At 28.2% G+C, this 11,936-nt stretch carries 12 protein-coding genes; 8 read left to right on the forward strand and 4 right to left on the reverse strand.

The features are described from left to right. Positions 1-376 precede the first annotated feature (376 nt). The 4 genes from HF850_RS05680 to HF850_RS16020 all read left to right on the forward strand — a co-directional run bounded on the left by HF850_RS05680 (position 377) and on the right by HF850_RS16020 (position 4,806). Positions 377-1,327 carry a polysaccharide deacetylase family protein gene (locus tag HF850_RS05680; RefSeq protein WP_169104507.1) on the forward strand — a complete coding sequence of 317 codons (951 nt, stop codon included), beginning with the start codon at positions 377-379 and terminating at the stop codon, positions 1,325-1,327. 308 nt (positions 1,328-1,635) lie between these two features. Next, positions 1,636-3,018 carry a TldD/PmbA family protein gene (locus tag HF850_RS05685; protein ID WP_169104508.1) on the forward strand — a complete coding sequence of 461 codons (1,383 nt, stop codon included), beginning with the start codon at positions 1,636-1,638 and terminating at the stop codon, positions 3,016-3,018. A gap of 3 nt (positions 3,019-3,021) precedes the next feature. Then, on the forward strand, positions 3,022-4,365 hold the full coding sequence (locus HF850_RS05690; protein ID WP_169104509.1) for a TldD/PmbA family protein: 1,344 nt from the start codon (positions 3,022-3,024) through the stop codon (positions 4,363-4,365). 315 nt (positions 4,366-4,680) lie between these two features. Then, a complete protein-coding gene (locus tag HF850_RS16020; protein WP_279285833.1) occupies positions 4,681-4,806 on the forward strand; it encodes a hypothetical protein in 126 nt (41 codons plus the stop codon). Positions 4,807-4,844: 38 nt separating this feature from the next. Here HF850_RS16020 and HF850_RS05695 read toward each other — a convergent pair whose 3' ends face one another. After that, the gene (locus HF850_RS05695) at positions 4,845-5,078 is read right to left on the reverse strand and encodes a hypothetical protein (RefSeq protein ID WP_169104510.1); all 234 of its coding nucleotides are present in this window, start codon (positions 5,076-5,078) and stop codon (positions 4,845-4,847) included. A gap of 19 nt (positions 5,079-5,097) precedes the next feature. Between HF850_RS05695 and HF850_RS05700 the strand changes: the two genes are divergently transcribed. Both HF850_RS05700 and HF850_RS05705 read left to right on the forward strand, forming a co-directional pair. Continuing rightward, positions 5,098-5,274 (forward strand): hypothetical protein, encoded by a 177-nt coding sequence (locus tag HF850_RS05700; RefSeq protein ID WP_169104511.1) that lies wholly within the window; start codon positions 5,098-5,100, stop codon positions 5,272-5,274. Positions 5,275-5,376: 102 nt separating this feature from the next. After that, a complete protein-coding gene (locus HF850_RS05705) occupies positions 5,377-5,970 on the forward strand; it encodes a signal peptidase I (RefSeq protein WP_169104512.1) in 594 nt (197 codons plus the stop codon). Between the two features lie 88 nt (positions 5,971-6,058). Here the strand turns inward: HF850_RS05705 and HF850_RS05710 are convergent, their stop codons facing one another. Beyond that, entirely contained in the window at positions 6,059-7,945 is a 1,887-nt protein-coding gene (locus HF850_RS05710) for an LTA synthase family protein (RefSeq protein ID WP_169104513.1), read from the reverse strand. A 274-nt stretch (positions 7,946-8,219) separates the two neighbouring features. Here HF850_RS05710 and HF850_RS05715 point away from each other — a divergent pair, with 274 nt between their 5' ends. Next, entirely contained in the window at positions 8,220-9,182 is a 963-nt protein-coding gene (locus tag HF850_RS05715) for an FAD-dependent oxidoreductase (protein WP_169104514.1), read from the forward strand. Positions 9,183-9,318: 136 nt separating this feature from the next. Here the strand turns inward: HF850_RS05715 and HF850_RS05720 are convergent, their stop codons facing one another. Next, on the reverse strand, positions 9,319-9,912 hold the full coding sequence (locus tag HF850_RS05720) for a GDSL-type esterase/lipase family protein (protein WP_169104515.1): 594 nt from the start codon (positions 9,910-9,912) through the stop codon (positions 9,319-9,321). Positions 9,913-9,978: 66 nt separating this feature from the next. Further along, entirely contained in the window at positions 9,979-10,653 is a 675-nt protein-coding gene (locus tag HF850_RS05725; protein ID WP_169104516.1) for a RusA family crossover junction endodeoxyribonuclease, read from the reverse strand. A gap of 262 nt (positions 10,654-10,915) precedes the next feature. On the opposite strand from HF850_RS05725, the gene tsaD reads away from it, so the two are divergent. Then, positions 10,916-11,935, forward strand: a complete 1,020-nt coding sequence (tsaD, locus tag HF850_RS05730) for a tRNA (adenosine(37)-N6)-threonylcarbamoyltransferase complex transferase subunit TsaD (protein ID WP_169104517.1) — start codon at positions 10,916-10,918, stop codon at positions 11,933-11,935. Position 11,936 lies beyond the last annotated feature (1 nt).

An 11,936-nucleotide genomic window follows, 5' to 3' on the forward strand; every position in this document is an offset into this window, starting at 1 on the left:
GCGATAGCTCAATGGTGGAGCACTCGGCTGTTAACCGATAGGTTGGAGGTTCGAGTCCTCTTCGCGGAGCCATTTTTATTTTACAAAGAATTAATAATTATAGTATAGTCGTTTTACGACTTTTTTTTATGTATAAAATAGTAAAAATTTAACATTAAGATTTTGATTAAATTTATGAATAATCTTTATTTTTTGTTGATATTTGACCATATTTATAAATAATTAATAGTATTTGAATTAAATTAATCTTGTTAAATGGAAAAATAAAAATTATACTATTAATATATGTGAATATTTAATATAATTTATTGCATAAACGCGAAAAGTATATGAAGTATTCCAATATAATAGTATAGGGACGTGTGGGGTATATAAAATGAAAAGAAGATTAAAATATGATAGACATAAGTCTCATAAGATGAAAAAGGCTAAAATAGCTATATTATTTGTAGCAGTAGCTTTAGTAGTAATTGCTGGTGGGGCTGTGATGGCTACGAAAGTATTTAATTATTTTGAAACAGTACAAGCAAAACAAGTAGAGTCAGAAGATACAGCATCAGCAAATAATAGCCAAGTTGCTGATAATAATAGTGATACTAATACTAAAAAGGATCCTGAAATAGATGGTGACGAAAATCCAGATTCGGAAACACCAAAATTTATTGAGCATTACTTAAATCAACAAGCACGTGGAGAAATGCCAGATGGAGCAGATGGACAAAAAGTTGTTTATTTAACTTTTGATGATGGACCATCAGAAACTGTAACTCCTCAAATATTAGATATATTAGAAAAAGAAAATGTACATGCGACTTTCTTTGTATTAGGAAAATATGTTGATTCAAGCGAAAAAAGTAAAGAATTAATAAAAAGAATGATTGATGATGGCAATGCAATAGGTATACATACTTATTCACATGATTATAATTATTTATATCCAAATAGAACAGTTAATGTTGATAATTTTATGTCAGATGTAGATAAAACTAGAACAGCATTAAAAAATGTTCTTGGTGATGATTTTGAAACGCAAGCAATAAGATATCCAGGTGGTCATATGTCATGGAAAAATACTCAACCTTTAGATGAAATATTTGAAGAGAGGGGATATAGCTATATAGATTGGAATGCATTATCTAAGGATGCGGAAGGACCTAAGAAAAATGCTGAACAATTAGCACAGGAAGCTATCAAGAGTGCAGGAACAAAGGAGAAAGTAGTACTTTTAATGCATGATACTTATGGAAAAGAAGAAACTGCAAAGTCCCTTCCAGCGATAATACAATATTTCAAAGATCAAGGCTATCAATTTAAAGTAATTAAGTAAAAAATATTATAAGTATACAGATAAAGATTCATATGAGTTTTAATATATGTGATATTCTCAGTATCGCAAAATTATTAGGATTCATATGAATTTTTTTATAAGATAGTATTTATAACTGTAACTTTAAAGTATAGCATATTAGTAAAGATAAAATAGAAAAATTATGTTACTAAATAACAATAGTAAAATAAATTATTATAAATTATGCTATAAATGTTTTAAATATAAATAAATTAAGAAGAATACAATATTAATAAATAATGGTAAACTAGTATTAGTTGATAGATTAAGTTTTAAGGAGGAATACAATGTTATCAAAAAATATTGCATCAGAAGTTTTAGCGAAATGTCTTGTGACAGGTGGAGATTTTGCTGAAATATTTGAAGATGATTCTATTAATAATTCTATTTCATTAATAGATGGAAAAGTTGAAAATGCTATAGGAGGAAGATCTTATGGTATAGGAATAAGAATATTTAAAGGCTTAAAAAGTGTTTATGCATATACAAATAATAATAGTAGAGAAAGCTTATTAGAAACTGCATATAGAGCTGCATTAGCCTTAGGAGATGTTAAAGATGAAGCGGGAAGTATTATACTTAATGAAAAGAAAATAACAACAATTCATCCTATAATATATTATCCTAAAGATGTTATGTATGATAAAAAGATAGCTATATTAAAAAGTGCATATAATGGGGCTAAAAATTATAATGATGAAATTTCTCAAGTTGTAGCAAGTTATGTGGATAAAGAACAAAATGTATTAATAGCTAATACAGAAGGATTATATGTACAAGATACAAGAATAAGAACAAGACTTGGTGTAAGTGCCGTTGCCAGTATTGGCAACGAAAATCAGACTGGATTTGAAGGTCCAGGAAGACATATGGGTATAGAGATGTTTGATACTATAGATCCAGAAGCTACTGGTATAGAAGCAGCAAGAATTGCTCATACTATGCTTCATGCTAAAAATTGTCCAGCTGGAAATATGACTGTTGCTATTGATAATGGATTTGGAGGGGTAATATTCCACGAAGCTTGTGGTCATGCTTTAGAAGCAACATCAGTAGCAAAAGGAAATTCAGTATTTTCAGGAAAGTTAGGTCAGCAGATTGCATCAACTAAAGTAACTGCAATTGATGATGGTACTATTCCAAATGCATGGGGATCTTTAAACATAGATGACGAAGGTAATAAAACTCAGAAAAATGTTTTAATTGAAAATGGTATTTTGAAAGGTTATATGATAGATAAGCTAAATGCCAGAAGAATGAACATGGAACCTACAGGAAGTTCTAGAAGACAAAATTATTGTTATCAACCTACTTCAAGAATGACTAATACTTATATTGCAGCAGGAACAGATAAACCAGAAGATATAATCAAATCAATAGATAATGGATTATATGCTAAAAAACTAGGCGGAGGTTCAGTTAACCCTATAACAGGTGAATTTAACTTTGCTGTTCAAGAAGGTTATTTAGTTAAGAATGGAGTTATACAAGAACCTGTAAGAGGTGCCAGCCTTATAGGTAAAGGAAGCGATGTTCTTATGGATATAGATATGGTTGGTGATAATTTAGAATTAGCTCAAGGAATGTGTGGTTCATCTTCTGGAAGTATCTCAACTAACGTAGGTCAACCTATGATAAGAGTAAAGAAAATGACTGTTGGAGGTAGATAGGATATGGAATTAAGCTTATTTAAGAAAAAGTTATTTGAAGAAGCTAAAAATAATGGCTTTGATGAATGTGAAATTTATTATTCAAATTCAGAAAGTTTAAGCATGAATATATATGAGGGTGATGTTGAAAAATATAAATTAAATAATTCCTTTGGTCTATCATTTAGAGGAATGATTAATGGAAAAATAGGATATTCATACACTGAAATTCTTGATGAAGCTGCAATAAAAACATTAATAGATAATGCAAAGGGTGGAGCATTATCTATAGAAAACGATGATGTACAATTTATTTATGCAGGCGATGAAAAATATGTAGATATTGATTGTTATCATAAAGAATTAGATGATATTAAACCAGATGAATTAATTAAGCTAGCAATGGAAATGGAAAGTCAGTGTAAAGAACAATGTGATAAGGTTGTTAATTTCTCAGGATGTGGAATAGGATATGGCAAGTCTGAGTATGGAATAGTTAACACAAAAGGACTTAACTTAGAAAGTAAAAGAAATCATTTAACTGCATATGTAGTTCCTATAGTAGAGGAAAATGGTGAAAAATACGATGGTATGGGATATGTAGTTGCTAATAATATAAATGAAGTAAAGCCTGCTGAACTAGCTAAAATGGGCCTAGATGAAGCTCTTTCGAGAATAGGAGGCAAAAGTATACCAGCTGGGAAGTATAAAGTAATAATAAATAATGAAGCTATGGTATCACTTTTAGGTACATTTGACTCAATATTTAATTCAGATCAAGCTCAAAAGGGGTTATCTTTACTAAATGGTAAAGAAGGAGAAATAATAGCCTCTAATGTAGTAACTTTAGTAGATGATCCACATTTAAAAGATGGTTTAGGAAGTACAGCATTTGATGATGAAGGTGTTGCAACTTATAAGAAGGAAGTTATAAGCTGTGGTAAGTTAAATACTTTACTTTATAACTTAAAGACTGCTCATAAAGCTGGAGTAAAATCAACAGGTAATGGATTTAAGAGTTCATATGCATCTCCAATAGGGGTAAGTGGAACAAATTTTTATATAAAACCTGGTGACAAATCATTTGATGATTTATGTAAGACTGTAGGAAGTGGAGTAATAATAACAGAATTTGCTGGACTTCATTCTGGTGCAAATGCTGTAACAGGTGATTTTTCACTTGCTGCTAAAGGATTTATGATAGAGGATGGAAAGAAAACATTCCCTGTAGAGCAGATAACTGTTGCTGGAAACTTCTTTGATTTATTAAAGGATATAGAAGAAGTAGGTAGTGATATAAAATTCCCAATGAGCAGTATTGGTTCTCCATCACTTATAGTTAAAGAACTATCAATAGCAGGAAAGTAATATTAAAATAGATTTTTATATTAACCTTCAATTAAAAAATTAGGATTTTTTATGAAATCCTAATTTTTTTATACCAAATACATATGAATAAAAATTATCTATGTATATTAAATACCATTCACAATTAATATATTTAGAATATTTAATCAGGTAAATGAAAAAGAATTAAATAAATTTTGTTATCTTGGAGTTTTTTTAATAAATTTATAAATTTTTTATGAAAATATACTTTTTATAGGTTTATCTATTTCGAAATTCGACACATAGTATCAAAATATATTTGATAGATATTTTAAAAAAAAGGGGAAATAACTTATGAAGAAAAAAACAATATTATCCTTATTAACAGGAGTTGCAATAGTTGCAAGTACTGCTGGAACATATGCTGCATGGGATAAAATATCAGATAGCACACAAAGTGATAAGACAGTAACATTTTAAAATCCCGTATCAATTACTGCAGTAGCTGCTACAACTAGTTATACTACAAATGATAATATAGCAAAAGATAATAGTGACGATAATAATCCGTCAGCAACTGCAAATGGTATACAATTTAATATAAGCGATAAAGATGGTAAATCTGATACGTTAGAAATAATTCCTAAAATAACTGATGCTGACAATTCAAATAGTGATTTAACTTCAAATTTCACTATTGATATCAAAGAAGAAAGTGGAGATAATATTACTAGACTTAGTAATAAAACCACATCAACAAATAATGGAGGCGTGTTAGTACAGACTGTTAACACAAGCAAGACAGATTCAAGCATTGGAACTAGCGATTTTGAGCCTAAGTATGATGTTACAATTAAACCAACAAGTAAAGATGTAGCAAATAGTATAGCTGATAAGAAATTAAATATAACACTTACTGCACAATTATCTAACAGTAAACAACAATAGTCTTTAATTCTATCATATTTAAATAGCCATTAATATTAGTATCATTAATATTCCTAATATTAATAACTATTTAAATTCTTAATTAATAAACTGGAGAATTTTATGAAGGTATTTAAGGCATTTACTAAAATTATTTATTATTTAGTAATTGTATTACTAATAGTTTTTATAGCTTTAAGAATATTTATTCCTAGAAAGATGGATAATATTGTAAATTATAAGTTCTATACTGTTCTAACAAATAGTATGGAGCCGAGGATTCCAACATACTCTTTAGTATGTGTAAAAAACTTTAAAGAAGATGAACTTGTAAACTTAAAGCCTCAACAAATTATCACTTTTCATGCCAATCGTTTTGGCGACCCAATAATTATAACCCATCATTTTAATAAAACTGAAAGAGATAAAGATGGAAATATAATTTATAGAACAAATGCTGAAGGTAAAACCAATTTGGATGTTTATGAAACTAAAAGAAGTGATTTGATTGGTACATATGTTTTTCATATTCCCTATGTAGGAAAAGTTCCTTTATTTTTTAAAAGTAAATTTGTTTTTATATGGCTTGGAGAATTGGTTATTATATTTTTAATAAATATTCTAATCAGATTGCTTTGGGGTGACAAACTTAATGAGCCTATTAAGTTAAATAAGAAAAGTAGAAGTAAAGATAAAAAAATCAATATATTAGAATAACTAAATATATATTTTTTAAGGATATATAATAAAAAGACCTGTATCTGAATGTTTTTAAATTATTTAGATACAGGTCTTTTTTTATTTATCAGTTTCCATCATAATTATAATTTGCACGAATCATCTTATCTGAAATATCAAGAGCTTCTGAGAGAATTTCTCTTTGTTGCTCAGTAAGATTTTCTTGTCCGTAAAGTCTACCACTATTTGATAGTGCATATGATAAGTTAGTATTTAAAAGATTTCTTCCCATACAAGTATTTTCATATTCACTTGCTGGAATACCTAATACATATAGAACAGTAGGCATAAAATCAATTTGACCGCCATAAAGGTTGTCAAAAGTATGTGGTTTTACTGCTCCAGATGGATCATATATTAACATTGGAACTTTACGTGCATCTTCATCAAGATACCAATCTTCTTTTTTAGATAGTTGATCAATATCGTCATTATAATATTTGTGAATTCCTGTATGGTCTCCCATAATAACTATTATACTATTCTCTAAGACACCTTCTTGCTTTAATAAGTCTAAAAAGTATCCAATTTGTTTGTCTGTATAATGTATGCTTTGGAAATATCCACCAAGTTTATTGTCATCTAATTCTTTATCTAGATTTAACTCTCTATATTTTTCAGGTAAATTAAATGGCCCATGGCTTGTTAGAGTTACTGTCATTGCATAGAATGGTGATGGCATATCACCTATCATTGGAGCAGCCTGTGTGAAGAAGGTTCTATCACTTAGTCCTAGTCCAATAGATTCATCATTTTCAAATGAATAATAATCAGTAAATTTATTAAATCCAATTCCACCACTTAGTGCAAGTTCATAGTTCCAGAATGAACCCTTATCAGGATGTATTACTTCAGTATAGTATCCATTGTTTTCAAGTATTTTAGGCATTGAATTATAGTCGTTATTAGGATATCTAAAGAAAGCAGTACCTCTTCTTACAGGGAACAATGAAGTATTTGCAATAAAATCACAGTCTGAACTTGTTCCTTCATTTACTTGTTCAATTATATTAGGGAAGTATACTGAATTTTGTGTGAGTTTATTTAATACAGGTGTTATTTCCTGACCATCAATACTTTTTCCTATTACAAAGTCTTCTAATGATTCAACTTGAATATATATTAAATTTTTACCTTTGGCAGCACCAAAATACTCATTATTAGGAAGATCTTCATTTTTAGTTTCGTAATATTCTTTTATTTCTTTCTTGTCTTCTTGAGTAAGAGTATATGGTTGTGTATTAATATATGTAGTTACAGCATCGTGTATGTGATATCCTATTGAAGACAAATATTCCATAGTATAGTTTGGATCGGTAGCTGCTAATATATATGCATTTTTAACGTTATAGTTATGTAATACATATAGATTAAATGGTAAATATGCAAGATATATAAATGGAATTATGAAGGTTAATAAAAATCCTTTAATTGCTCTCTTATAACCTTTTCCTTTTGCAAATTTGTCTCTAAATATATAAGCTAAAATTCCAAGAATAATAAAATCAACGAAAAATATCCAGTCCATTGGACTTATCATAGACATAATAGTTTCAGTCATATTGTCTAAGTTAGCTGTCTGTTGAAGTACTAATAAAGATGGTACAGTATTAAATCCTCTATAATACCATATATCAAATATGAATAAAGCAGTTACTATTATATCAAGGACAAAAACATAGATTAGTCTTCCTTTACCTTTGAACAAAAGAGAAAAGCTCAAAAATATAAGTGCAAATCCAAAATAATATGAAAGAGAAAGAATCGATACTTCATTATATCCTGATATAAAATTAAAGTCATATGGAGAAGGGCTTGTTACAAATCCTTCATAGAAAATGCCTTTTAAGACTATTGATATTAGTGGAATTATAAAAAACAATGACCTTATAAGGCTATCTTTTGAAAAATGATTTATAAAAAAGTTTTTTAGTTTTGAGTTTGAAGAACTCATAATTTCACCTCGATTCAATTAATTGTAGCTATACATTAGTATACATAATTTTTACCTTTAAATAAATAATTATGAAGCTAAATAATAAAATTGTAATTTTTATATAAATGAAAAGGTTAAATGAATATTTGTTATTAAAGCAACTTAACTTTAAATTATTATAGTATAATATATAATGTGCATTATAATGTTTTGAAATAGACAAAGTAAATAATTAATAGCTTGTTAAAAATATAAAGTTAGAAGATAGAATGGCATGGAGGGAAGTAATAATATGTTAGACTATGATTTGATTATAATAGGAGCTGGTATTGCTGGCATGACAGCAGCCTTAGGAGCAGCAGAGTCAGGTTTGAAAAAAATATTACTTATAGAAAGAGAAGAAGATATTGGAGGCATAGTAAATCAATTTATTCATAATGATTTTGGAAAAAAGTTTATAGGAGAATGTGTAACTGGACCAGAATACATACAATTTCTTAAGAATAAATTAAAAGATACAGAAGTAGATATATATATAAATTCCACAGTACTAGATATTACAGTTAATAAAACAGTTGTATATGTAAATCCTGTAGATGGTGTAAAGGAAGTTACAGCAGGGGCTATAATATTTGCAATGGGATGTAAGGAAAGACTTAGTGGAAATGTAGATGTCGCTACAAATGGTCTTACAGGAATATTTACAGTAGGTGAAGCTCAAAGAATAGTTAATATAGAAGGTTATCTTCCAGGAAAGAATGCAATTATAACAGCAAAAGATAAGTGGGGATTTATTTTAGCAAGAAGGCTTCTTATTGAGGGTGGAAATGTAGATGCTATATTAATAGAAAAAAAATTTGAAGATATTGTAGACGATGAAATAGCAGATATAATTGATGGATTTGATATGCCAATAGTTGAAAGGACTAAAGTAATAAATATTTATGGTGATGTTAGGATTAACACTGTTGAAGTAATTAATCTGGACACTAAGGAAACAATTAATCATATTTGTGATTCGCTTATATTATCAGTTGGATTTATTCCAGAAAACTACAAGATAAAGAAATTAAAAATAGAAATAGATGAAAATACTAAAGGGCCTAAAGTTATAGATTATATGACTTCTATAGATGGATTCTTTGCATGTGGAAATATAATTTATGGAGAAAATACATTAAAAATGAAAGATATAGATGGATATGAATGTGGTAAAAAAGCTGCAGAATATATAAATAGATACTTGATTAGTTAGCAATTATAATTCTAATAATTAAATTTATAATTTGACTTAATTATGTATATTTAATAGATTAAAAACTACTGTTGATTTAATTTTTGAAACAGTAGTTTTTCTTACATTGGTTGATATATTATTTTTACTATTAAACTTATTGTAATGGCATCCTAGAGATTGTATTTCTAATTACTTTAACTGCATTCTCAAACATCAATTGATTTCCTTGAGAATTTAAATGTATTCCATCTAAAAATAAAATTTTTTTATTTAAAAGAATTGAGTAAAAATCTATATATGAAACTAAATATTTATTACATAATTTTATTAGCTCCTTATGTAGTAGAGATAGTTTATCTTCAGCATATGTATAAAATGGAGAAGGGCAGAATAAATCATTTGCCATATCGCCAAATATAATTGGAGGAATTCCTATTATAACTTGAGAATTTATAGCTAATGCATCTTTTATCATAATTTCTATATTATTTAATATGTAATCTACACTTCTTCCACACAATAAATCATTAGTACCACCCATAATGAATATTATATAGGGCTTATTTTGTAAAACATCACTATTATATCTAGAAAGCATAGAAGAGGTAGTATCACCATTTTTTCCTTTATTAATATAGTTTAGTTTTAATTCATGAGAAGTTTTGTATACCCATGAATTTTCTTTAGAAACACCATAGCCAAATGTCAAGCTATCTCCAAAAAATAAAATATTTAAATTATCATTCATATATTCTCGTCCCTTCTAAAATAATTATATTAATACTGTGCTTGTTAAAATATGTGAATTTTAGGTTTAGAATAGTTTAGTAAAGCATTTTTTGCATATTAGTGTTTTGCCACCATCTGCTTTTACAAAATCAGAAGTTATAATTGGCTTGTTACAAATACTGCATGTTTTTTCTGCTGTAGCAGTATTTGAAATATTTTTTTGTACATGTTTTGCTGAATTAGTTTTTGGTGATGATTTCGAAGAAGATGAATCTTTTGATAAATTACTAGATATATTTTTTTTTAAAGAAGAATATAAAATTGGCTCTTTTATTTCTTTATTCTCGTATATTGAGTAATTTATATTATATTTGCTTTCAGGATATAATTCTAATTCAAAACGAGGATTTTCTTTATCATAAAATTCTTCAGTAATTATTCTTCGTATCTGAGCATCATTAACTATAAGTCCACTTTTTTCGATTCCATCAAATATGCTTTTTGTTATATTTATAGTATCTGGATGACGTTTTTCACTTTTATAGTATACCTTTAGTACGGCAATAAGGCTTTCAGTAAAAATTACATCTGGATTCTGGCTTCTTGCAATTAATGCGATTTCTTGTTCATATAAGGCATATCTATCATGATATTGACCAGAGTTATCAGGTAAAATAGCACGCCCTTTTGTATTGTGTAATTTAAAATTAGATTTTGTTATAGGTGACCCTTTAACGATAACTTTCGAATAATCTGACATTTAAATTCTCCTTATTTATAATTATATTTTAGATAATTGTACAGTTTAATTTTAAATTTTTCAAATTCAAGCATATCAAGTATATAATCTATATAGCATACAAAAAATTGATAATATTATATATATAAAGTATAATATTTGGGTATTATTAAGATTAACGTAAGAATTAAAATATATTATTCTGATATACTTTATAGAGGATATTTAATATTTGAGGAAGTTTTTGGAATAGACTTTATATTAAGAAGAGGGATTAAAAAATATGAGTAGAAAAGTAATTTTATCTATAGAATCTAGCTGTGATGAAACATCAGCAGCAGTTGTTGTAAATGGAAGAAAAGTACTATCTAATGTAATTGCATCACAGATAGATACTCATAAGAAATATGGAGGAGTAGTTCCTGAAGTTGCATCAAGAATGCATATTGAAGTAGTAGATAGTGTTGTTAAGGCTGCCTTAGAGGAAGCAGGAATGACTTTAAAAGATATAGATGCAATTGGAGTTACTTATGGGCCAGGGCTTGTTGGAGCACTTCTTGTAGGTCTTCAATATGCTAAGGGGTTATCTCTTGGAACAGGAATACCGCTTGTACCAGTAAACCATATTCAAGGGCACATTAGTGCAAACTTTATTCAACATGAAGATTTAAAACCACCTTTTGTATCTTTAGTTGTATCAGGAGGACATACTTTTATAGTTCATGTTAAAGGATATAGAGAATTTGAAGTTATAGGACAGACTAGGGACGATGCGGCTGGAGAAGCATATGATAAAGTTGCAAGAGCTTTAGGACTTGGATATCCAGGAGGACCTAAAATAGATAAGCTTGCAAAAGAAGGAAATGAAAATGCTATAGAATTTCCTAGAGCTAAATTCCATGATGATACTTTAGACTTTTCATTTAGTGGTGTAAAATCAGCAGTTCTTAATTATTTAAATAAAGCTAAAATGAGAGGTGAAGAAGTTAATAAGGCGGATGTTGCAGCTTCATTCCAAAAAGCAATAGTTGATGTATTAAAAACAAATGTATTTTTAACTTGTGAGAGAAAGAATGTTAAAAAAATAGCTATTGCAGGAGGAGTTGCATCTAATTCATGTCTTAGAGAAACTCTTATAAAAGAAGGTGAAAAGAGAGGTATTGAAATATTGTTCCCAGCTCCTATTTTATGTACAGATAATGCTGCCATGATAGGAAGTGCTGCTTATTTTAAATTTGAAGCAGGATTTACTGAGGATATTGATATAAATGCAAAGCCGAATTTAAAATTAGTGGAGGGTTAAT

It is taken from the genome of Clostridium sp. SM-530-WT-3G (assembly GCF_012843905.1).
Taxonomy (GTDB): domain Bacteria; phylum Bacillota; class Clostridia; order Clostridiales; family Clostridiaceae; genus Clostridium.